Raw genomic sequence first — 22,630 nt, 5'->3', positions numbered from 1 at the left:
CGAGTTCCTGGCGTGGGCGTCGGCTATGAGCTCGCGGAGTCGTGATCCGCTTGCTGGCTGGCAAGACTGAGCTTCAGCTCGCGGGGGTGTCCTCCCAGCGCCGATACACGTAGGCGAGGTCAAGTTCGCAATGCGCGGCGATCTTCTGATGCAAGCTCTTTTGGCTGTCGCTCACCGTTTTCCCATCCGTCAGGTAGGCTACGATCAACGGCCGGGAGGTCGAGCCTACGGCTTTGTTCACCGCCGCCCACAGCAGGTCCCTGAAGGTTCGAGGTCGTCCCCAACAGACGTATCGGCGTTCGCGACCGTCCGTGATCAGGCAGTGCATCGGCTTCTCTCTTATGCTTTCGGACAACACTGTCCAGGAGTTGCCGAGAATCTCCGTGATGAATTCGCTCGGGGGTGCGAGCCGCCTGCTCGCGTACTTGGCGTACGGCCCGAAGTTTTCTAGCGCCCGCGCGTACTCCTTGAGTGGGCCGTCCTTGAGCCAGACACGCATTCCCTCAGCGGTGTAGTAGTCAGCCAACTTGCCGCCGATCGAGGGATCCTCCACCCAGTGCCGGTAATGCGTGGTCTTCTGCCGGACGGGGACGTCTTCCCAATCGAGTGAGTCCGCCTGCCTGTAGAGCTCGCGGAGCACGGACTCCCGGATTTCCTGGGGCACGGGTATTTCGGGCATGAAGCTGACCTTACCCAGGTCTGCGCGATCTCAGAGCGCTTCGCTGAGCACGCTCGCGACGCGATCGGCGGCAGACACCGGATCCTCGTGCTCCCAGCAGCGGACGACGGTCCAGCCATGGGTAGCGAGCGCCTGGTTGGTCTCGGCGTCGCGTTGCCGGTTCTCCGAGATTTTCGTTCGCCAGAACTCCGAGTTCTTCGTCGCCGGGCGATAGTGCTCTGGACACCCGTGCCAGTAGCAGCCGTCGACGAAGACCGCGACCCGAGCCTTCGGGAAAACGATGTCGGCGGTACGTCGCAGTGTCGGCACAGGTCGCACCGATACGCGATAGCGCAGACCACGAGCGTGAAGGAGCGCCCGAAGCTGGCGCTCGGGCGTGGTGTCGCGGCTGCGGTTGCCTCGCATCGACGCCCGTACCTCGGCGGATGATGCCCAAGACTCGGGCGGTAGCGCCTGGTCGTGAACAAGCCCCTGGGACCGAGCAAGATTCCAGCCGCCTGCCAGGTTGGCGGCTCTGGTGGTGTTCGTGACCGGCCCCAGCGATCGGCTGACCGGCTGGCCACCAACGGTCCACCTCAGGTACGCGTGGACTTTGTTGTCACGTGTTAAGGGTTTCAGCACGATTGAACCGACTGCGGTTCCTCCGGTCTCAAGCCGTACCGCACGCCTGTGGTGACCGCCGGCTGCCTTGTCCTGTTCGGACTTGACCGCCGCCCTCGACCTACCTGCTCGAGGCTTCCAGGCTTGTGCGGGAGGAACAGTCACGCGCGATTCTCGACGTCGTCCAACACCTTCGCCACCGCATCGGCGAAGACCTCGCCGAGCAACACCGGCACCGCGTTGCCGAGCTGACGCATCTTCTCTCCTCGTGGTCCGCTTAGCTTCCAGCTGTCCGGAAAGGTCATGACCCTGGCCGCTTCTCGGACCGTCATGTACCTGTGTCGGTAGCGCAACCCCGACGGAGGACGCGGGCCCGTGATGCGGGTGTCGGTCAGCATGACGGACTCGCCCCCAGGCACGCCGTGGACGCCCGCTTTCACAGTCTTCGCGGGACGGTCGAGCAGGTTGGGTGTGTGGCCTGGGTAGATCCGCCCATCAGGCCAGCCGACGTGATCGATCGGCATGTCGTCATATTGCACGCGGTCCAGTCGATCCCAGGAAACCGCCGGCAACGGCTTCTCGTCGTTGTCCAGCCCGGCGATGGCGTCGCGCAAAGTACGCCACGGCTTGAACTCGCTCTCCTCGTCGCCGAGCGGGATCTCGTCCTGCAACCCGGCCATCACGTGATCGCGCACGTGCTTGGCGACCTTCGGGTGACGAGCCCAGTACTCCCCGCTGATCAGCGACTGACGCAACGCGCGTTCGGAATGGGTTGCCTTGACTGCGTCCCGCAGGATCGTCTCGTCGATGTCGAGATCCCCCCGGAAGGCGACGATGATCACTCGGTTCCGGATCTGCGGAACGCCATAGTCGGCGGCGTTGACCTCGAACTTGTACACCCGGTACCGCTCGTGCGACGCCGCCTTGGTTTGCTCTTGCTTGGCCTTGAGGATCGCGTCGTGCTGCAGCCAGCTGGCTTCTGGGTCTCGCTCCTCGAACGGGAACTCCAGTTCACGGAGGATGTAGTCGAAGTAGGGCTTGAAGGAGGGGCGCAGCAAGCCGCGGACGTTCTCGCAGATGACAGCCTTCGGCTGGATCTCCCGGATGGCTCGGAACATCTCTGGGAACATGTTGCGCTTGTCCTCGTCGCCCTTCGCGACGCCGCCGAGACTGAACGGCTGACAGGGTGGTCCGCCCGCCAAGAGGTCGACTTCGCCCTGTAGGTAACCCATTTTCAGGTCCCGCACGTCCCCCTGGACCAGCGGCCAGGGTTCGTCTTCCCCCGGGATCCGTTCCTCTTCGCCGCGCGGGACTGCCCCGTTCGCCTCGAGGGTGTCGCAAGCATGCTTGACGTACTCGTTGAGCAAGAGCGGTCGGAAGCCCGCGCGGTGTACGGCCATGGCCAGGCCACCGCCACCAGCGAACAGTTCGACCGACTTGCGTCGCATCGGCGTCCGCTCGTCCGGCATGGTCGGATCCTACCGTGCCGGATGCGGCGGATTTCGGAGGCTGTCGGCTCGTGTCTTGCTTGCCGCGCGGGGGATCCCACTCACCTGTCGACGATCGCGTAATGCGGCTTGTCCGGCGATTTCACACGGTAGACGAGCGGTCGGTGGTCATCGGGGATGGCGGCGTCAGGAAGCTGGAGCATGAGCGCCATCACGAGTCGCTTCGGGTAGCCGTCGTCCGCGATGTCGTTCTTCTTCAAGTCGTCGTTGCTCATGACCGGATAAAGGATTACGCAGCCGGACCTCGCGGTCCTTCCGGGGAGCTCGTCGATCGCCTGGCGGTGAAGGCTCTCGGAGTTTCCGCGGATGCTGATGTCGTGCTCGACCTTCCGGCCGTGGACGGTGAACATGCCGACACCCCTGATGTTCATGGGCTTCCGAGTCTTTCGCTGCGGCAGCATGACGTCCCAGTGGTCGATGACCTCATCGGACAAGGTCGCGATCCACGCGAGATCCGGTGCGAAGGTGTCAGGTGTTGCCCATGTGAGGCTGCGGAGGACATTGACCATCACCTGGTGCGAGACGGTGCCGGTCAGCGCGTCGAAGCTGCGGGTCCCGGCGCGCAGTGTGGTCAATGTCGCGGCTGCCTTGAGCAGCGGCACGCACGCGTCGATGTTCTGGTCAAGCGCATCCTGATCATCGAGGCTCGGGTAGCCGGAGCTGGGCTCCTTCGTCTTGGTTCGCTTCTGGACCAGCTCTGCGTTGTACATCTTGTTTGGTGCCGTTGGCCGCAGACCGTGCCTCATCACCAGTGGCTGGACATGCTCTGGGGTGATGGTCGGCCGCCCATCGGCCATGTCGGCGTACTGGCGAAGCTCTTTGCGGAAGTGTTCTTCATCACGACACGCGGCCTCAAACGCGTCCCGCACCTTCTTCGTGACGAAGAGTCGGACCAGGTCGCGGTATCCGGGCCGGAATCCGAACCAGCGACCCATCTGCATCAACGCCTCGGCGTGGCCAACGCCGCGGGAGTAGTAGGTCACCGTAAGTCCCTCGACGGTGAATCCTCGTGCGAGCTTGTTGCCACCAATGAGGACTCGCCAAACGGGCCGTTTGTCGAAGTCGAGATCCTCTTGTTCGATGTCCGTCTCGCTGTTGACGACCAGTACCGGGTTTGCGTTGGGGGCGATCTTGCGCGCCGCCTGGCCGATGTACTTCGCCACTTCCTCGAACAAGCTGGGTGTCGGCACGTCGGGCTTGAGCGCTGCGGAAACCGGGCTGAAGTCGTTCACGAACAGGTCCTGAAACCGCTTGTAAGCACCACCGCTCAGGTAGCCGGCGCTTTGCCACATCGCCTGGATGTCCTGGGCGTTGGCCTTATGGCCGGACTTCCGCATCGTCTCGTGAACGAGCATCGTGTGGTGCCTGAACTCCTTGCACCCATGTGCTTCCCGGTAGAGCTTGATCGCTCCCGCGAGCACGAAGGAGTCGAGCGCTGCCTGCAGTTCTTTCTCCTCATCGCCCTTGCCGACGAGTCGGACGTGCGCCTTCTCCCCAGAGTTGGCGTACGTCTTCTCCTCATCTGGGATGGTTCGGTCCAGGTCGTGGAAGTCCTCTGCTCCCATGTAACCATCTGGCCGCGGCAGGGAGATGAGGTAGTCCTTCGGAAAGATGTCCTCAGCGTCATAAGGATCGACGAAGACGTTCGCGAAGGGTGTGGCCGTGTAGCCGACATACTGCACACGGGGCAGCATGCCGAGCAGGTCAGAAATGTGCTGGTTGATCGCTGTCCGTTTCTTCTTGTTCTCGTCCCACAGCTCTTGCCACTTCCGCTGGTCGACGGTGTTGACCGAGGCTTGGTCCGATTCGTCGTCGATGATGAGGGCCGGGATGTCCTCCAACTTGTCCGCAGTGTGCTTGAGGTCCTTGACCAGGTTCTTCAGCACGGACGAGTTCTTCTTGACGATGATTAGCCGAGCGTTGCTGGTGAAGAGGTTGTTCTTGTGCCACAAGGGCTGTGACTTGTCTTCGCGTTCAAACTCCAACGCCGGCAACCCTTGCTGCAGCTTTCGGTAGTCGAAGTTGCGGGTGGTCATGCGGTGGATGTCCGGGCGTCCGATGTCGGAGGGCCTTGCACCGTGGCTCACAAACCTGCCCCCGAGCCAGTCCTCGTCATCGAGGTAGTCGACGCGGTCGATCGCGCTCGGATCGTCCTCGTTAGCGCCGCGCAGGATGTTCTCGCGACCGACCAACTCCATGTCCAGACGCCGCTGTGTCTGTTCCCGCAGGAGGTTCGTCGTGCCGGTCATGACGATGATTAGGCGGTAACCGGCGTCGATGGCTTTGGCGATCACGCCGGTGAAGTTGGCCGTCTTACCGCTCTGAACGTAGCCGACCACCAATCCCTTGGTCTGTCCGGCTTCCTTTCGTGAAGGATTGATCAGCCGCTCGACGACATGGGTCGTCGCTGTGTCCAAATTGTCGAGCGCTTCCGCGTCCCAGCCACGTTGCGTTCGGAGGTACTCGAGGTAGTCACGCCAGTAGAAGTCCCGCTGCTGCTTGACTTCCGGCGTATACCACGGATCCCACGGGCCGGCGATGACGGTCGTGTTGTCGCCGCCGGAGGGCGGGAACTGCTTGTCAAAGACGTCCTTGGTCGAGTCGTCGAGTCCAAGTGCCTTGATTACAAGCGATCGGCGCTCGTCCGTGTTCGGCTGAGTACCGTTGGTCCACTCGTTTCCCGCCACCGAGGCGTTGTCCCATTTGATCAACGCCAGATGGAGGTCAAGGTGCAGCCTGTCGTTGACTTCGCTTCCAGCGATGTGCTCACGAAGCTTTTCCTCTGAGGCGTCGAGATTCGGGTCGATCTCCTCGGCTTCCAGGAGAGCGCGCCGGATGAGATTCTTCGGTGCGCCACCCTCCATCGCGCGCAACGCGTTGGTGTAGGCCAAGACGATAGGGTTGGTCATGTCGGTCCTTCACGCGCGATGGCGGTCGCGATGATCTTGGGCAGGTCCGGCGAGCTGTTCAGCCCGTCCAGGCTGATACGGTATCGGACGTCGACGATCCGATCGAGCCCGAACACGTTCGATCGGAGGGAGTCTGGAGTCAGCTTGGGGAATTGATCCGTGACGAGGTAAGCAGCGCTGTCCGAACGCGGTGTCCAGCGGGTGCCCAGTCGATCCCGGTACTCGTCGGACCATCCGGACGCCGCTAGCGCCTCCTCGAACTTGCCGGCGGCGGTGGATGAACCGACGGCTGCCCGGACGCTGTCAACTACCTCCGGCAGTGTGCGGCCCGCGTTTCCCGCATTGGTGATCTGGTGACTCACCAGCCACAAAGGCCGATCTTGGGTGGGCATGAGCTGAGTCAAGGATTCGATCCAGTGGGTACGGTGCTCACTGGTCGTCGTCTTGACCTCGATGTCGAGCTCGGCGAGCCCGAAGTCGTGTTCTTCTGCTTGACCACCGCGCCAGGCCTGGATCGCTTTTCTGGCTCCTAGTACCCGAACGAGCGTGGCCATCACCAGCAGCTCGCCGAACAGGCCGACTTCGCGCTCCCTGGACATCGTCTCTGGGGTGCGCAGCAGGGACGTCATCTTCTCCAATGTCGCCCTCAACGCATCCCCCGGCGACATGCCGGCTACCTGAACGCGGTCGGCCATTGAACAGAGAACCGGGTACGCGTCGCGGAACAACGCGGGGACGGTGACCACGACCTCGAGATACCGGACGCCGTCCCGCGTCGCGATCCGGGAAATGATGTTGCGCAGCCCCGTTTCCGGCGCTTCGGTCTTGACGTGGACCTCGATGCGAAGCCCGAGCTCTGGCTTCGCCGCGTGGATGAAGATGAACGAGCGCGGCGCGCCCTGAATGGGGATGACGGCGTTACCGCCGGTGGCGAGATACTTGTCGAAGCTCTCGACCGATGCGTGGCGCTTCGTGACAGCAGCGCTGGCTGTCACTGTCGCTCCGCCTGTACTGCGGTCGTCAGGATCTTCTGCCAAAGCTCGATGTTGTCCTTGTCCCTAGGCCCGAGGTACTCGCCCTCGAAAACATTCGCAACGAGAAGGTAGAGGAGCGATTTGATCAGCGGCACGTCGTTCAGTCCGGCGTGTTTGCCGCCGAGCAGCATCTGCCGGTACCGCCTGTTGAGCCACAGAGTGCTGGACTCCCGGTCCACCTTGAAGAACGTGTCGTCGGTGAAATCGATCCACTTGATCTCGATCGGCTTCTCACCGCGGATCCCAGGGATCTCCTTCTCGATCGTGGAGCGGACACGTGGCGGAAGACCCGTACCGGGATGGATCATAGGTGTGCGCTTGGCGGTACGGGCTTGAGATGTCCGATAGACCTGCTCGGCGGTGTCGAGGTAGCTATCGAGAGTGGTCCCGTCAGCCGCAGTCGCCGCAGCGGCGAGTCTCGCGAACTCAGGGCCGACTTGAACGCGGGACTTCTCCGGGTTCATCTGAAAGAGCCCGGTGACATCACCATCGATGTTGACTTCGACCCTCGCGAGTTGGAGTCGCCTGTCGGAAGCGTGTATACCTTCCCATCCGCCGGCTTGCAACAGACGGTCGCGGCGATAGAAGAATAGTCCCTGATGGCTGGATGGGGTGCCGGACAGTCGGAACTGTGGCGTGTTCGACCGTCCTGACCAGATGTGGCAGCGGAACGTCAGCTCGTAGTCGCCGGCCTTCGCCGTCAGCTCCTTGGGGAAGTCTGTTCGGCCCGATCGCGAGTATCCGAACGGGTTTAGGGGTGTCACCGGAACGGGTGAGCTGATGAAGGAGGCGTCGATGTCCTGAACCTCGATTTCAATGGTCAGTCGCCCGTCCTCGAGGAACCTGTGGAAAACCATGCCGAGGTGCTGGCACGCAGTCGTGATGGCCTTGTCGACGAAGGTCTCCACCCGCTTCCTGTCGTCTGACGCCGGGAACGCCACGACGTCGTCCCAGCGAATTACCGTGCCGCTGCCGGACATTGGGATGTGCCAATCCCGGTCGAACTCTGCGGCGGCAAACTCAGAAGCCACCTTTTCGCATTCGAACCCGCGTTTAGTCGCCTGATCAGGGCGCCACCGTCGCCCAACCACATCGTAGCCGCTGGCTCGAGACATCACCGTGAGGCTACGGGCCTGGCTGAACGACGCGGCTTTCAAACCAAGCCCGAAGTGGCCGAGGTCGCCGGTCTGGTACTCGCGGCGACCCCCGACCGTCATCGCCGCGTCGATCTTGTTCGGAGACATGCCCCAGCCGTTGTCGACGACGTACAGCGAGCGCAGACGGCCACCTGCCCGGACGATCCGGATCAACACGTGAGTCGCCGTCGCGTCGATGGCGTTATCGACGAGATCGGCGAGGGCTGTCTCCAAGGAGTGGTTCCGGCCCAGGGCTTCGAGTGCTCGCGGGTCAGGCGGCAGTTCGACGCTGCCGTCGGTTGGAATGTCCTGACTCCACTCAAGCACGGCTTGGCCCCCACTCCAGGTCCGAATCTGCGAGGCGTCGATCGGTGCTCTGGGTCGAGCTCAAGGTCGATCGCGTGCGCCGCTACGGTCTTGGTATATCCGACGGTCGGTCTAGCGTTACGGACCGACCCAAACGATGCTAGCTCGATCTGGCATCCTCCGAACGCAAAGTCGCTGAGGTCAGTGATGCAGCAGCGCGCCCTTGAACGTCCTGCTCGGTAAGGCGTCACAACGAGTCCACGCACCCGGCGTCTGTGCAGGCAGGACTTGTCCTATGAACGGCGAAGGCTCTTGACCATTGAGATCAAGAGCCTTCGCGGTGTGGTGCCCCCGGCAGGATTCGAACCTGCGCACCCGCCTCCGGAGGGCGGTGCTCTATCCCCTGAGCTACGGGGGCCCGTTGCTCAACGGGGAGAAGCTTAGCGCACTCGCCGGGGGTCTTCGCACCGCCTACCGTGAAGCGCCATGGACGCGGTGCGGGAGCGGTCGGTGTGGGCGGGCGGCGTGCGGCTGGCGGTGCGGGAGGAGGGGGATCCGGCGAGGCCGACTTTCCTGCTGGTGCACGGGTTTCCGGACGACATGTCGGTGTGGGACGGGGTGGCGGCGCGGCTGCGGGGTAGCGGTCACGTGGTGCGTTACGACGTGCGCGGGGCGGGGGCCTCGCAGGCACCGGACGGGCGTGACGGGTATCACTTGGACCGGTTGGTGGCGGATCTCGGGGCGGTGTTGGAGGCGACGAGCCCGACGGCGCCGGTGCACCTGGTGGGCCACGACTGGGGGTCGACGCAGGCGTGGCACGCGGTGACGGACCCGGCCTTCGCGGACCGCATCGCCTCGTTCACGACGATCTCGGGGCCGGATCTGGGGCATGCGGGGCACTGGCTGCGCAGGCCGAGCGTGGCGGCGGTCAACCAGGTGCTGCACTCCTGGTACATCGGGTTCTTCAAGTTGCCGAGGGTCCCGGAGCTGGTGTTCCGCAGCGCGTGGCTGCGCGGGCGGCTGGGGGCGGGTGAGCGGGATCTGCGCAACGGCCTGGAGTTGTACCGGGCGAACGTGGGGCGGCGCTGGCCTGCGCGCCCGACGGCGGTGCCGGTGTTGCAGATCGTGCCGACGCGGGATCCGTACGTGACGCCGCAGCTGGTGGCCAGCGCCGAGCGGTGGTGCGAGCGGCTGACGCGCAGGACGGTGCCGGTGGGGCACTGGGTGGTGCGCACGCATCCGGAGCTGGTGGCCTCCTGGATCACGGAATTCACCCAGCGCGTGAATCACGCCGCCTAGCCCGGAACCGGTCCAGTCTCCTAAGGTGACCCTTGCCTAGGTTGTACTCATGCGCATATCACTATATGTTGCTCGAGGGTGCGGCGAGTGAAGGGGACATCACGATGGGGCACGGACACGGGCACGGCCTGCCTGCCGACCAGGCGGCCAGTGCCTCGGGGCGCTACATCGGCAAGCTGTGGATCTCGCTGGGACTGGGCGCGACCTTCCTGGTCGTCGAACTGGTGGTGGGCCTGACCACGGCCTCGCTGGCGCTGATCTCCGACGCGGCGCACATGTTCACCGACGTGCTCGGCGTGGGCATGGCGCTGGCCGCCGTCCTGCTGGCGCGGCGGGCCACCAGGGACAAGGCGCAGACCTTCGGCATGTACCGCGCCGAGGTGCTGGCCGCGCTGGCCAACGCGGTGCTGCTGTTCGCGGTCGCGGCCTACGTGATCTACGAGGCGGTGGCCCGCTTCGCCAACCCGCCGGAGGTGCCCGGCCTGCCGGTGGTGCTGACCGCGGTGGTCGGACTGGTGACCAACTCGGTGGCCTTCCTGATGCTGCGCACCGGCGCGAAGGAGAGCCTGAACATCCGGGGCGCCTACCTGGAGGTGCTCTCCGACCTGATCGGCTCCTGCGGAGTCCTGCTCAGCGGTCTGATCACGCTGCTCACCGGCTGGCGCTACGCCGACCCGATCATCGCGGTGGCGATCGGCCTGTTCGTGCTGCCCCGCACCTGGGGCCTGGCCAGGCGTGCGCTGCGCATCCTCTTCCAGCACGCACCGGAGCGGGTGGACGTCGAGCAGCTGCGGGTGGACCTGACCGCGGTGGACGGGGTTTCGGAGGTCCACGACGTGCATGTGTGGACCCTCACATCGGGCATGGAAGTGGCCTCGGCGCACCTGGCCGTGAAGGACGGGGCCGAACCGGGGAACGTGCTGCTCCAGGCGCAGAAATTGTTGGCGGACACCTACCACCTGGAGCATGCAACACTGCAGGTGGAGCCCGGTGGGGCGACCCCCAGGTGCCGTGAGCTGAGTTGGTGAACACACCCGTTCGGGTGTCTTCTGGCAAAACCGCGTGGGTATCCACGGGTTGCTGCGTCCCACCTCTGTCACGGGATGAAGCGTGAGAGAGCTAGGGGATGATGAGGATGGGCAACGAGCGCAAGGTGATCACCGCCAAGGTCGAGTTCGGCTTCCTGGCGGCGCACGACTTCCTGGTCCCGCTGGAGGTCGAGATGAGTTACGACACCACCGACCCGTACGCCGTGGTCGCCTCGTTCCGGCCGGGCCGCGACGACTGCGTGGAGTGGGCCTTCTCCCGCGACCTGCTGGCGGACGGCCTGATCGGCGACGCCGGTGATGGCGACATCCGGATCAGGCCGTCGGTCAGCGACGTGGAGATGGTCGTGATCGAGCTGCGCTCGCCCTCGGGCCAGGCCCTGTTCGAGGCCCCCGCCGAGGCGCTGGCGGACTTCCTGGACGAGACCTACGAGGTCGTCATGCCGGGCAACGAGAACCTGTGGGTGGACATCGACGCCGAGCTCAGCCGGCTGACCTCGATGTCGTGAGGAACCGCTCGCTGATCTCCTTGGGGCCGAAGGGCCAGATCCGTTCGGCGCGGGCCCAACCGAGGAAGGCCGCGATGCCGACGACCAGCCAGCCCAGCGACATCAGGATCGCCAGCTGACCCGCGCTGTAGTACAGGAAGGCCCAGCCGAGCAGGGCGATCACCGCGGGCACCGGGTACAGCCACATCTTGTAGGGACGGGTCAGACCCGGCTGCCGCCTGCGCAGCACCACCAGGGCCGCGATCTGCGCCACCGACTGCACGATCACGATCACCGCCGTGAGCATGTTGATCACCGTGCTGAGGTCGAACAGCGAGCCGATCGCGGTGACCACCCCGAGCGCCAGCAGCGCCACGTGCGGGAAGTGCAGCCGCGCGTGCAGCCTGCCGAACACCGGCAGGAACAGCTTGTCCCGCGCGGCCTCGTAGGGCACGCGCGAACCGCCCAGCAGCCCGGCGAACACCGAGGCGAAGGCCGTCACGATGATCAGCACGGTGACGACGGTCGCCGCGGTACCGCCCCAGGTGTTCTCCACCACCAGTGACGCGACCGAACTCGACTTGGCCACCTCCTGCCACGGCACCACGCCCAGCACGCCCAGTTGCAGCAACAGGTACAGCGCCATGATGCCGATGATCGACAGCACGATGGAGCGGGGCAGCGTGCGCCCCGGCTCGCGCACCTCGGCGCCCAGGTAGGCGCTGGTGCTGTAGCCCAGGTAGTCGTACACCGCGATGATCAGGCCGGCGCCCAGCCCGGTGAAGAACGGCCCGCCCAGCGCGAAGCTGTCCGCCGGGTAGTCGAAGGCCAGCGAGGGCTGGAAGTGCGAGTAGGCCGCCGCGATCACCGCGAGCGTGGCGACCAGCATCACCACGAAGAACGTGGTGGTCAGCTTGGTGACCCCGCTGATCTTGCGGTACAGCAACAGCACGACCAGCCCGGTGACCGCGATGCCGATGACGTGGCCCAGGGTGTTGGCGTGCCCGTCGGCGTCCACCACGGCGGGCCACAGGTAGCCCAGGTACTGCACCAGGCCGATCACGCCGGTGGACATGATCAGCGGGATGAACAGCATGGCCGTCCACACGAACAGGAACGGCATGAGCCTGCCCGTGCGGTACTGGAACGCCTCGCGCAGGTACACGTAGGTGCCGCCGGCCCCGGGCATGGCCGCGCCGAGTTCGGCCCAGACCAGGCCGTCGGCCAGCACGATGATCGCGCCGATGATCCAGCCGAACACCGCCTGCGGGCCGCCCATCGTGGCCACCATCGTCGGGATGGTCAGGAAGGGCCCCACCCCGCACATCTGGGTCATGTTGATGGCGGTCGCCTGCAACGGACCGATGCTGCGTTCCAGACCGGCGACCTGTGGTGGTGCCGCGTTCCCGGCCATGCCAACCCCTCCCTGCCGTAATTAGGAAAGGTTCTTAACATAAAGGCGGCGTGAGGGGAACACGCCGAGGAGCAACGCCCGCGAACTCGTGACCTGATCTTGCGGCATCCTGGGCCGGTGGGTCGGGGGCTGTTGCCGGAACCGTGGTTGGTGTTGCCCGAGGAGCTGCGCGGCGACCTGGAGTCCGAGCTGGCCGCCGAACTGGCGGCCGGACACCCGCTGCACGGGCACCGCGTGGGCGCGGTCGCCCGCTGCCCCGACTGCACCACCGCGGTGTTCACCGTGGCGCGGGGCCGCCAGGTCCGCTGGGGCCTGGTGGTGCTGAGCTGGTCCGGACGGCCGGAGGGCTTCCCGCTGCCCGTCACCGAGCTGTTCGCCTCCTTCGGCCAGTTGCGGCGCGGCCTCGCCGATCACCGGCATTGACCGCCTTCCGGGGCACCGCCTCCTACGATGGTGGATTCGAAGGGCTGCGCGCCCACTGTGACGGAGGCAGGCGGCTTGAAGGCTCCACAGGTTGGCACGCCCGCGAGCATGCGGGAGCTGAACCAGCGGATCGTGCTGGACCGGTTGCGCAGCGGTGGGGCCGCCACCCGGCCGGGGCTGGCCAAGGACACCGGCCTGTCCAAGCCCACCGTCGGCCAGGCGCTGCTGGACCTGGAACAGGACGGGCTGGTCCGGCCGATCGGGCGCACCTCGGCGGGCCCCGGCCGCTCCGCGGTGCTCTACGAGGCGGATCCCGCCGCCGGGCACGTGCTGGGCGTGGACATCGGTCGCGCGCGCATCCGGCTGGCCGTGGCCGACCTGGCGGGCACCGTGGTGGCCAGGGTGGACGAGCCCAACCGCTGCCGCTCGGCCAGCGCGCTGGTGCGCACCGTGCACGAGTTGGCCAGCCGCACCGCTGAGCAGGCAGGACTCGGGTTGTCAGACCTGGTGGCTACCGTCGTGGGCAGTCCGGGTGTACCGGACCGCAGCAGCCGGATCCTGCACTACGCGCCGAACCTGCCGGGCTGGGGGCGCCGGGGGCTGCTGGACGAGCTGGAGGAGGTGCTGGGGCCGAGCCTGTTGGTGGAGAACGACGCGAACCTGAGCGCGGTGGGCGAGCGGGACCGGGGCGCGGCACGCGGGGTGGACGTGTTCGTGTGCGTCAACGTCGGTACCGGTATCGGCATGGGCATCGTGCTGGACGGCAAGCTGTTCCGCGGCGCGCACGGGGCGGCGGGCGAGGTCGGCTACCTGCCCTACGGCTGGACCGGTGAGGACGAGGGCGGCTGGACCCCGTCCGCGCCCGGCCTGCTGGAGGAGGCCGCGGCGGCCAACTCCGTGGTGGCGCTGGCCCGTGAGCGCGGGCTGACCGGGGCACGCTCGGCCCGCGAGGTGTTCGCGCTGGCCCGTGCGGGTGATGCCGGGGCGCTCGGGGTGGTGGAGCAGGAGGCGAGGCGGCTGGCCTTCCTGGTGGCCTCGGTGTCCGCGGTGATCGATCCCGAGCTGGTGGTGCTCGGCGGCGGCATCGGCGCGAACACCGAGCTGCTGACCGGTCCGATGGAGCAGGCCCTGCGCCGGATCGGGCCGCTGTTCCCGCGCATCGTGCCTGGTGAGCTGGGGGAGGACGCCGTGCTGACCGGGGCGATCGCCACGGCGCTGAGGGCTGCTCAGGAGATCGTGTTCGACCGGCGTGGCGGCCAGGCGGTGACGCAGCGCAGCGAACTTCTGGTAACCGACTGACTGTTCACTCGTTTGGCGGAAGGCAAGTCCCGGTCTGGTGGCATAGCGTAACGACACCTCCTTCGGAGGAAGGGTCGCAAGGGGAGTTGAGGGAACAGGACGGGGGTCTGGTTCCCTCCGCCATGTGGGGCAGGTGCCGCGCCGTCACCGCCTGCCCCACATGTGCGTTCCACCCCAGAACCCGCGAGTCCCGCTCTCCCGCAGCCGAGTCCCGCCCAGCCGTTGGCGAGTCCCGCCGTGCCAGGTGAGCGACAGCGGGACTCGTCGGCCCCAGAGCGGGACTCGCGTGCCGGAGAGCGGGGTTCGCGTGCCGGAGAGCGGGGTTCGCGTGCAGGTGAGCGGGACTCGCGCCGGAGGGGGGGGCGGAGCCAGCTCAGTTGCCGGGCAGGGCCTCGACGCCGCGAGCGGTCATCAGCTCCTTGAGCGTCTTCACCTCGGCCGCCTGCGAGGCGAGGATGTTCTGCGCGAGCACCCGCACCGCGGGCACCCCGGAGTGGTCGGCCGCGAACTGGGCCATCGGCGCGCCGCCCTCGTGGTGGCGCAGCATCAGTTGCAGGAAGTACGAGTCCAGCGCGGCACCGGACAGGGACTGGAGCTTGCTGATCTCCTCGGCGCTGGCGTAGCCGGGCATGTGGTCCACCCCGCCGCTGGGCATGGCCGAGGCCATCGTCATGCCCGCCATGCCGTGCGAGTCCGGCCCCGCCATCCACGCCATGTACTTGCCGGTGGGCGGCTGCTCGGGCTGGCCCCACAACATCAGCCAGCCCTTCATCCGCCCGACCTGCTCCAGCTGGGTGGACTGGATGTCGAAGGCCAGCTGCCGGATCGCCGGATCGGCCGTGTGCTCGCGGGCCCAGTTCGCCAGGGTCACCGCCTGCAGGTGGTGCACCGACATGTCCTGGGCGAAGCCGACCTCCACCGAACCGGATCCCGGGTTGTTGGTGGTGTCCGCGCCCGGCAGCCGGACCAGCAGTCCCACGGCGGCACCGAGCAGCAGGATCGCCACCGCGGCGGCGGTCATCACCAGCACGCGCGTGCCGGGGCCTACGGGCGGGGCCAGTTCCTCGGTCTCGTCCTCGGTGATCTGCACCTGTCAGCCGTTCGGTTTCGTGGTCGAGGTCACGACCGGGGGAGTGGTCATGGCACCGCTGGGCTGCCGCTGGTCGCCGTTGTTCGTGGCGCCCTGGCCCGACATGGGCACCGCGTCCGGGCCCGGCTTGCTCGGGTCGAAGGCCGGCGGGTTGGCCGGGTCGAACTGGCCGGGGCCAAGCGCGTCGCAGCTGGCCCCCACCTCGGGGTAGGTGTACTGGTTGCGCAGCAAGGACTTCACGAACTCGTCGATGCGCGGATCGTTGACGTCGTCGACCTTGAGCTGGTGACCCCAGGACTGTACCGACACCGGGTGGTCCAGGCCGGGGTAGGGCGAGAGCATCAGGAACTGCTTGCCGTTGACCTTCTGCTTGAGCACGTCGAGCTGGGACCCGCTGACCTCGTCGGGGTTGTAGGCGATCCACACCGAGCCGTGCTCCAGCGCGTGCACCATGTTCTCGCTGCGCACCGCCTTCGGGTACACGATGCCCATGCAGTCGGCCCAGAACCCGTCGTGCGGTCCGCCGAAGGGCGGGGCCTGGTCGTAGGCCACCCGCTGGGTCGGCTGCACGTGCAGTCCGGAGGGGTAGTCCTTCTTCACCACACCGGTGATCTTGTCGGACGGGTCCTTGTTCGTGTCGGAGGGCGTCCACTGGGCCAACGCCGCCTCCTGCTCGTGCTTGGCGTTGAGCTGCACGTAGGTGTAGCCGAACACGCCCGCGGCCAGGACCACCAGCACCACCACGGCGATGATCGTGCCCCAGGGCTTGCCCTTGCCCGCGACCAGCGCGGCCTGCGCGGATCTGGCGGACTTGCCGCCCTTGGTCGTCTTCCTGCCGCCAGCCATCTCGCCCCTGATTCGTGTCGTGGAACACACCCGGAACCCCAGTCGGCCGCCAGCGTAGCCACCCAGTTTCAGAGTTGGCTCAGACCAGCCGCGTTCCACCCTGTGGTACACCCCTTACCCGTTCGCTAGCTGCGGATACGCTTGCCTAAAATGCTGCGGGTGACTCCCGCTGTGCTCGCCGAACTCGTCCGTTCCACCGCCGTCGAAGTCCTGTCCTCCCGAGGGCTGGACACCGGTGTGCTGCCCGCGGCGGTGACAGTCGAGCGCCCGCGCAACCCCGAGCACGGCGACTACGCCACGAACCTGGCCCTGCAGATCGGCAAACGGCTCTCGGTCTCCCCACGCGAACTGGCCGGGTGGCTGGCCGAGGCGCTGGCCGCGGACCCCTCGGTGGCCGGGGTGGACGTGGCCGGTCCGGGCTTCCTCAACCTGCGGCTGGCCGCCGACGCGCAGGGCGCGATCGTGGGCACGGTGCTGGCCGCGGGCCGGGAGTACGGCCGCGCCGACAAGTACGCGGGCACCACGATCAACCTGGAGTTCGTCTCGGCCAACCCGACCGGGCCGATCCACCTGGGCGGCACCCGCTGGGCCGCGGTGGGCGACGCGCTGGGCCGGGTGCTGGCCGCACAGGGCGCCACCGTCGTTCGTGAGTACTACTTCAACGACGCCGGGGCGCAGATCGACCGGTTCGTGCGCTCGTTGATCGCCGCGGCCAAGGGCGAGCCCGCCCCCGAGGACGGCTACGCGGGCGGCTACATCACCGACATCGCCGCCGAGGTGCTGCGCCGTGAGCCCAGCGCGCTGTCCCTGCCCGAGCAGGAGCGGCACGAGACCTTCCGCTCGATCGGCGTCAACCTGATGTTCGACGAGATCAAGCAGAGCCTGAAGGACTTCGGCACCGAGTTCGACGTCTACTTCCACGAGGACTCGTTGCACCGCTCCGGCGCGGTGACCAAGGCCGTGGAGACGCTGAAGGAGACCGGACGGCTCTACGAGTCCGAGGGCGCCTGGTGGCTGCGGTCCACCGAGTTCGGCGACGACAAGGACCGGGTGGTCATCAAGAGCGACGGCAGCACGGCCTACATCGCTGGGGACATCGCCTACTACCAGGACAAGCGGGCCCGCGGCGCGGACCTGTGCATCTACATGCTCGGCGCGGACCACCACGGCTACATCGCGCGGCTCAAGGCGGCCGCGGCGGCCTTCGGCTACGAGCCGGACAGCGTGGAAGTCCTCATCGGACAGTTGGTGAACCTGGTGTCCGACGGCAAGCCGGTGCGGATGAGCAAGCGCGCGGGCACCGTGATCACCCTGGAGGACCTGGTCGACGCGGTGGGCGTGGACGCGGCCCGCTACTCGCTGATCCGGTACTCGGTGGACTCCTCGGTGGACATCGACCTGGACCTGCTTCGCAAGCACACCAACGAGAACCCGGTCTTCTACGTGCAGTACGCGCACGCCCGCGTCAGCGGGGTGCTGAAGAACGCGCAGGCGCTGGGCATCGAGCTGGGCGAGGCGGCCGACGCCGACTTCGCGCTGCTGACCACCGAGCGCGAGGGCGCGCTGATCCGCACCCTGGGCGACTACCCGGCCGTGCTGGCCACCGCCGCTGAGCTGCGCGAGCCGCACCGCGTCGCGCGCTACCTGGAGGAGCTGGCGGGCTCCTTCCACAAGTACTACGACGACAAGGAAGGCAAGGTCCTGCCCAAGGGCGACGCCGAGGTCTCGCAGCGGGCCGTCCCGCAGCTGCACCTCTACCGCGCCGTGCGGCAGGTCCTGGTCAACGGTCTTGAGCTGCTGGGCGTGAGCGCCCCGGAACGGATGTAGGCACATGCGCGCACACCCCGCAGGACCCCGGCACGCCGACGTGCTGGTGCCCGCGAACACCGCGGGCGCCCGGCCGTCCACTTCGGACGACCTCGCCCAGCTGCACCCCGGGGTGTGGCCGCGCAACGCGGCCCGCCGCGCCGACGGGGTGGTGGAACTGGGCGGGGTGGACGTCCGCGAGCTGGCCGAGCAGTACGGCACCCCGCTGTTCGTGGTGGACGAGGACGACTTCCGCTCCCGCTGCGCCGAGCACGCCGCCGCCTTCGGTGAGGCGGGCGCCGTGCACTACGCGTCCAAGGCCTTCCTGTCGCTGGACGTCGCGCGCTGGGTGGCCGAGGAGGGGCTGGGCATCGACGTGTGCAGCGGTGGCGAGCTGGCCATCGCCCTGCGCGCGGGCTTCCCCGTGGAGCGGATCGCCTTGCACGGCAACAACAAGTCGGTGGCCGAGCTGACCGCGGCCGTGCGGGCCCGGGTCGGCGCGGTCGTGGTGGACTCCTACCTGGAGATCGCCCGGCTGGACCAGGTCGCGCGGGAGCACGGGGTGCGCCAGCCGGTGCTGATCCGGGTCACCGTGGGCGTGGAGGCGCACACCCACGAGTTCATCGCCACGGCGCACGAGGACCAGAAGTTCGGCTTCTCCCTGGCCGGTGGGGACGCGGCCGAGGCGGCCCGCCGGGTGCTCAAGTCCGAGGGGCTGCGCCTGGTCGGCCTGCACAGCCACATCGGCTCGCAGATCTACGACGCGGACGGGTTCGAGATCGCCGCGCACCGCGTGGTCGGCCTGCTCGCCGAGCTGCACGCCGAGCACGGGGCCGACTCGCTGGCCGATCTGTCCACTGTGGACCTCGGTGGCGGACTTGGCATCGCCTACACCCCCGACGACGACCCGCCGCCGCCAGCGCGCCTTGCCGAGCAGCTGCGCGAGATCGTGCGCAGGGAGTGCGCGGCGGCCAACCTGCCGGTGCCGCGCATCGCGGTGGAGCCGGGGCGGGCCATCGCGGGGCCGGGCACCGTCACGCTCTACGAGGTGGGCACCACCAAGGAGGTCGTGCTCGGCGGTGGCGCCCAGCGGCGCTACGTCAGCGTGGACGGCGGCATGAGCGACAACATCCGCACCGCGCTGTACGACGCGGTCTACGACTGCCGCCTCGTCTCGCGCACGGTGGAGCCGGAGACCGGTGCCGCGCTGAGCCGGGTGGTCGGCAAGCACTGCGAGTCCGGTGACGTCGTGGTGCGCGACTGCTGGCTGCCCGCCGACCTCGCACCGGGCGACCTGCTCGCGGTGGCCGCGACCGGGGCCTACTGCTACGCCATGGCCAACGGCTACAACCGGCTGCCGCGGCCCGCGGTGGTCGCGGTCAAGGACGGCCGGGCGCGGCTGATGCTGCGCCGGGAGACCGAGGACGACCTGTTCCGGCTGGAGGCTTCACTGTGACGACGGGAAAACCGATCAAGGTCGCGATGCTGGGCTGCGGGACCGTCGGTACCGAGGTCGCCCGGCTGCTGCGCGAGCAGCGGCACGACCTCGCCGCGCGCATCGGCGCCCCGGTCGAGCTGACCGGCATCGCGGTGCGCAGGCCCAACAAGCACCGCGACGCCCCGCAGGAGCTGCTGACCACCGACTCCGCGGCCCTGGTCGAGTCCGATGTGGACGTCGTGGTCGAGGTGATCGGCGGCATCGAGCCCGCGCGCGGCCTGCTGCTGTCCGCGCTGCGGGCGGGCAAGTCCGTGGTCACCGCGAACAAGGCGCTGTTGGCCGAGCACGGCCCCGAGCTGTACGCGGCGGCCGACGCCTCCGGCGCCGACATCTACTTCGAGGCCGCCGTGGCCGGGGCGATCCCGCTGCTGCGCCCGCTGCGCGAGTCGCTGGCCGGTGACCGGATCACCCGCGTGATGGGCATCGTCAACGGCACCACCAACTACATCCTGTCGGCGATGTCGGCCACCGGCTCCGGCTACGGGGAGACCCTGGAGGAGGCCAGCCGCCTCGGGTACGCCGAGGCCGACCCGACCGCCGACGTGGACGGGTTCGACGCGGCCTCCAAGGCGGCGATCCTCGCCTCGCTGGCCTTCCACACCCGGGTCACCGCCTCCGACGTGCACCGCGAGGGCATCGCCTCGGTCACCGCCGCCGACATCGCCGCGGCCACCGTGCTGAACCGGACGGTGAAGCTGCTGGCCATCTGCGAGCGGGTCACCGGGCAGGACGGGGCCGAGGCCGTGTCCGTGCGCGTGCACCCGGCGATGATCCCGGACGGCCACCCGCTCGCCTCGGTGGGCGGGGCGTTCAACGCGGTGTTCGTGGAGGCCGACGCGGCCGGTCAGCTCATGTTCTATGGCCAGGGCGCCGGGGGAGCGCCGACCGCCAGCGCCGTGCTCGGCGACCTGGTGGCGGTGGCGCGCAACAAGGTCGCTGGCGGGCGTGGACCGCGCGAGTCGGCCTACGCCGAACTGCCCGTGCGGCCGATGGGGCAGGCCAGCACCCGGTACCACATCAGCCTGGACGTGGCCGACCGCGCCGGGGTGCTCTCGCAGGTGGCGGCCGTGTTCGCCGAGCACGAGGTGAGCATCGCCGCGGTGCGCCAGGAGGGCCGTCCCACCGACGCCAGCCTGGTCGTGATCACGCACGCGGCCACCGACGCCGCGCTGCGGTCCACTGTGGACAAGATCGCCGGGCTGCCCGTGGTCCGCGAGGTCGTCAGCGTGATGCGTGTGGAGGGCGAGGAGTCATGATCACTGCGGTGAGGCCCGGCTGGCCCGGGATCATCAACGCCTACCGGGACCGCATCCCGCTGCCCGAGGGCGTCGAGGTGGTCACCCTGCACGAGGGCGGCACCCCGCTGGTCGAGGCCCGGCACCTGTCCGAGCTGACCGGCTGCCGGGTGCTGCTCAAGGTGGAGGGCGCCAACCCGACCGGTTCCTTCAAGGACCGCGGCATGACCACCGCGATGACCCTGGCGCTCGCCAACGGGTCCAGGGCGGTGATCTGCGCCTCCACCGGCAACACCTCGGCCTCGGCCGCCGCCTACGCCGCGCGCGCCGGGCTGACCTGTGCCGTGCTGGTGCCCACCGGCAAGATCGCGCTGGGCAAGATGGCCCAGGCGGTGGCACACGGTTGCCGGATCCTCCAGGTGGACGGCAACTTCGACGACTGCCTCGAACTGGCCCGCAAGACCTCGGCCGAGTACCCGATCACGCTGGTGAACTCGGTGAACCCGATCCGCATCGAGGGCCAGAAGACCGCCGCCTTCGAGGTGTGCGACGTGCTCGGCAGGGCACCGGACGTGCACGTGCTGCCGGTGGGCAACGCGGGCAACATCACCGCGTACTGGAAGGGCTACCAGGAGTACGCGGCCGACGGGGTGATCCCCGCGCTGCCCAGGATGTTCGGCATCCAGGCGGCGGGCGCCGCCCCGCTGGTGCGCGGCGAGCCGGTGCCCGCCCCGGAGACGATCGCCACCGCCATCCGGATCGGCAGCCCGGCCTCCTGGGGTGGGGCGGTGGCGGCCCGCGAGCAGTCCGAGGGCCTGTTCGAGGCCGTCAGCGACGAGCAGATCCTCGCCGCCTACAAGCTGCTGGCCTCCCGCGAGGGCGTGTTCGTCGAGCCCGCCTCGGCTGCCAGCGTCGCGGGCCTGCTGCTGACCTCGGCCGACGGCAGGCTGTCCAGGGGCTCGCTGGTGGTCTGCACGGTGACCGGGCACGGCCTGAAGGACCCGGACACCGCGCTGCGCGGTCTGCCCGAAGTGTCCGTGCTGCCGGTGGACCCGGGCGCGGTGGCCAGCGCGCTGGAGTTGGGGTGAGGGCCTTCCGGGTCGTGGTGCCCGCTTCCACGGCCAACCTGGGCTCCGGGTTCGACGCGCTGGGCATGGCACTGGGCCTGTACGACGAGGTCGAGGTGCACACCGCCCCGAGCGGGCTGGCCGTGGAGGTCAGCGGTGAGGGCGCCGGGCAGGTGCCCTGTGACGAGCAGCACCTGTTGGTGCGCGCGCTGCGGGCGGCACTGCGGGCACTGGACCACACCGTGCCAGGTCTGCTCCTGCGTTGCACCAACGCGATCCCGCACTCGCGCGGGCTCGGCTCCTCGGCCGCCGCCGTGGTGGCCGGGGTTGCCGCGGGCTACGCCCTGGCCGGGCGCGAACTGGACGAGCAGGCGCTGCAACTGGCCGCCGAGTTCGAGGGACACGCTGACAACGCGGCGGCCAGCCTCCTCGGCGGGCTGGTCCTGGCGTGGAGCGAGGGTGAGCAGGCCGACCGGTACCGGGCACTGCGGTTGGACCCGCACGCGGGGCTGCACGCCACGGTGTTCGTGCCCAGCCAGGAGTCCTCCACCAAGACCACCAGGGGGCTGCTGCCCGCGCAGGTGCCGCACGCCGACGCGGCCTTCGCCGCGGGCCGCACCGCGCTGGCCGTGCAGGCCCTCACCACCCGCCCTGACCTGCTGCTGGCCGCCACCGAGGACCGGCTGCACCAGGACTACCGGGAGCCCGCGTGGCCCTGCACCATCCGAGTGGTCCGGCAGCTCCGTTCGGCTGGTGTCGCCGCCGTGGTGTCCGGCGCGGGACCGACCGTGCTGGCCCTGACCCGGGACGACCAGCCGCTCCCGACGGGGCTGGACGCGGAGGGCTTCCTGGTGAAATCCCTCAAAATCGACCTGGACGGCGTACGGGTTGCGCCGATCGGCTGATCTCGCCGGACACCTGCGGGGACGGCCCGTGCGCCACGCCGG

19 protein-coding genes and 1 tRNA gene are annotated in these 22,630 nt (G+C 68.1%); 10 read left to right on the top strand and 10 right to left on the bottom strand.

What is annotated here, in order from left to right; translation table 11 throughout:
* Positions 1–73 precede the first annotated feature (73 nt).
* From KALB_RS37575 to KALB_RS37545, 7 genes are all read right to left on the bottom strand, one after another.
* The gene (locus KALB_RS37575; RefSeq protein WP_025360833.1) at positions 74–679 is read right to left on the bottom strand and encodes a hypothetical protein; all 606 of its coding nucleotides are present in this window, start codon (positions 677–679) and stop codon (positions 74–76) included.
* Positions 680–709: 30 nt separating this feature from the next.
* Positions 710–1,300, bottom strand: coding sequence for a very short patch repair endonuclease (locus KALB_RS49660; protein WP_420811815.1), 591 nt, complete (start codon positions 1,298–1,300; stop codon positions 710–712).
* A gap of 140 nt (positions 1,301–1,440) precedes the next feature.
* On the bottom strand, positions 1,441–2,748 hold the full coding sequence (locus tag KALB_RS37565) for a DNA cytosine methyltransferase (RefSeq protein WP_081789708.1): 1,308 nt from the start codon (positions 2,746–2,748) through the stop codon (positions 1,441–1,443).
* An 80-nt stretch (positions 2,749–2,828) separates the two neighbouring features.
* A complete protein-coding gene (locus KALB_RS37560; RefSeq protein WP_025360830.1) occupies positions 2,829–5,696 on the bottom strand; it encodes a Z1 domain-containing protein in 2,868 nt (955 codons plus the stop codon).
* On the bottom strand, positions 5,693–6,691 hold the full coding sequence (locus KALB_RS37555; protein WP_025360829.1) for a PD-(D/E)XK motif protein: 999 nt from the start codon (positions 6,689–6,691) through the stop codon (positions 5,693–5,695). The genes KALB_RS37560 and KALB_RS37555 overlap by 4 nt, the downstream gene beginning before the upstream one ends.
* The gene (locus KALB_RS37550) at positions 6,688–8,193 is read right to left on the bottom strand and encodes an ATP-binding protein (protein ID WP_025360828.1); all 1,506 of its coding nucleotides are present in this window, start codon (positions 8,191–8,193) and stop codon (positions 6,688–6,690) included. Before KALB_RS37550 ends, KALB_RS37555 begins: the two co-directional genes overlap by 4 nt.
* A gap of 322 nt (positions 8,194–8,515) precedes the next feature.
* Positions 8,516–8,590: transfer RNA gene (locus KALB_RS37545), tRNA-Arg, on the bottom strand.
* Between the two features lie 68 nt (positions 8,591–8,658).
* Here KALB_RS37545 and KALB_RS37540 point away from each other — a divergent pair.
* From KALB_RS37540 to KALB_RS37530, 3 genes are all read left to right on the top strand, one after another.
* A complete protein-coding gene (locus KALB_RS37540; protein WP_025360827.1) occupies positions 8,659–9,471 on the top strand; it encodes an alpha/beta fold hydrolase in 813 nt (270 codons plus the stop codon).
* A gap of 104 nt (positions 9,472–9,575) precedes the next feature.
* Complete coding sequence (locus KALB_RS37535) at positions 9,576–10,499, top strand: cation diffusion facilitator family transporter (protein WP_025360826.1); 924 nt, start codon at positions 9,576–9,578, stop codon at positions 10,497–10,499.
* A gap of 107 nt (positions 10,500–10,606) precedes the next feature.
* A complete protein-coding gene (locus KALB_RS37530) occupies positions 10,607–11,026 on the top strand; it encodes an SsgA family sporulation/cell division regulator (RefSeq protein ID WP_025360825.1) in 420 nt (139 codons plus the stop codon).
* On the opposite strand, the gene KALB_RS37525 is transcribed toward KALB_RS37530, so the two are convergent.
* Positions 11,001–12,419, bottom strand: coding sequence for an APC family permease (locus KALB_RS37525; RefSeq protein WP_025360824.1), 1,419 nt, complete (start codon positions 12,417–12,419; stop codon positions 11,001–11,003). The genes KALB_RS37530 and KALB_RS37525 overlap by 26 nt on opposite strands.
* A 117-nt stretch (positions 12,420–12,536) precedes the next feature.
* Between KALB_RS37525 and KALB_RS37520 the strand changes: the two genes are divergently transcribed.
* Positions 12,537–12,842 (top strand): hypothetical protein, encoded by a 306-nt coding sequence (locus tag KALB_RS37520; RefSeq protein ID WP_025360823.1) that lies wholly within the window; start codon positions 12,537–12,539, stop codon positions 12,840–12,842.
* Positions 12,843–12,950: 108 nt separating this feature from the next.
* Positions 12,951–14,141, top strand: coding sequence for an ROK family transcriptional regulator (locus KALB_RS37515; protein WP_025360822.1), 1,191 nt, complete (start codon positions 12,951–12,953; stop codon positions 14,139–14,141).
* A gap of 373 nt (positions 14,142–14,514) precedes the next feature.
* Here the strand turns inward: KALB_RS37515 and KALB_RS37510 are convergent, their stop codons facing one another.
* Positions 14,515–15,231, bottom strand: coding sequence for a DUF305 domain-containing protein (locus tag KALB_RS37510; RefSeq protein WP_025360821.1), 717 nt, complete (start codon positions 15,229–15,231; stop codon positions 14,515–14,517).
* A gap of 3 nt (positions 15,232–15,234) precedes the next feature.
* Positions 15,235–16,077, bottom strand: coding sequence for a thioredoxin-like domain-containing protein (locus KALB_RS37505; protein ID WP_025360820.1), 843 nt, complete (start codon positions 16,075–16,077; stop codon positions 15,235–15,237).
* 159 nt (positions 16,078–16,236) lie between these two features.
* Here KALB_RS37505 and argS point away from each other — a divergent pair, with 159 nt between their 5' ends.
* The 5 genes from argS to thrB are packed head-to-tail and all read left to right on the top strand — an operon-like array spanning position 16,237 to position 22,588.
* Positions 16,237–17,904 carry an arginine--tRNA ligase gene (gene argS / locus KALB_RS37500; RefSeq protein ID WP_025360819.1) on the top strand — a complete coding sequence of 556 codons (1,668 nt, stop codon included), beginning with the start codon at positions 16,237–16,239 and terminating at the stop codon, positions 17,902–17,904.
* Positions 17,905–17,908: 4 nt separating this feature from the next.
* Positions 17,909–19,339, top strand: a complete 1,431-nt coding sequence (gene lysA, locus KALB_RS37495) for a diaminopimelate decarboxylase (RefSeq protein ID WP_025360818.1) — start codon at positions 17,909–17,911, stop codon at positions 19,337–19,339.
* Entirely contained in the window at positions 19,336–20,637 is a 1,302-nt protein-coding gene (locus KALB_RS37490) for a homoserine dehydrogenase (RefSeq protein ID WP_025360817.1), read from the top strand. Before lysA ends, KALB_RS37490 begins: the two co-directional genes overlap by 4 nt.
* Positions 20,634–21,704 (top strand): threonine synthase, encoded by a 1,071-nt coding sequence (gene thrC, locus KALB_RS37485; RefSeq protein WP_030110710.1) that lies wholly within the window; start codon positions 20,634–20,636, stop codon positions 21,702–21,704. The genes KALB_RS37490 and thrC overlap by 4 nt, the downstream gene beginning before the upstream one ends.
* Positions 21,701–22,588: a homoserine kinase gene (gene thrB, locus KALB_RS37480; protein WP_025360815.1), complete on the top strand. Its 888-nt coding sequence runs from the start codon at positions 21,701–21,703 to the stop codon at positions 22,586–22,588. The genes thrC and thrB overlap by 4 nt, the downstream gene beginning before the upstream one ends.
* Positions 22,589–22,630 lie beyond the last annotated feature (42 nt).

Source organism: Kutzneria viridogrisea DSM 43870, from assembly GCF_000525635.1.
Lineage (GTDB): Bacteria > Actinomycetota > Actinomycetes > Mycobacteriales > Pseudonocardiaceae > Kutzneria > Kutzneria viridogrisea.
Note: the sequence above shows the minus strand (reverse complement) of the source record. Positions and strands in the feature narration are given on the sequence as shown.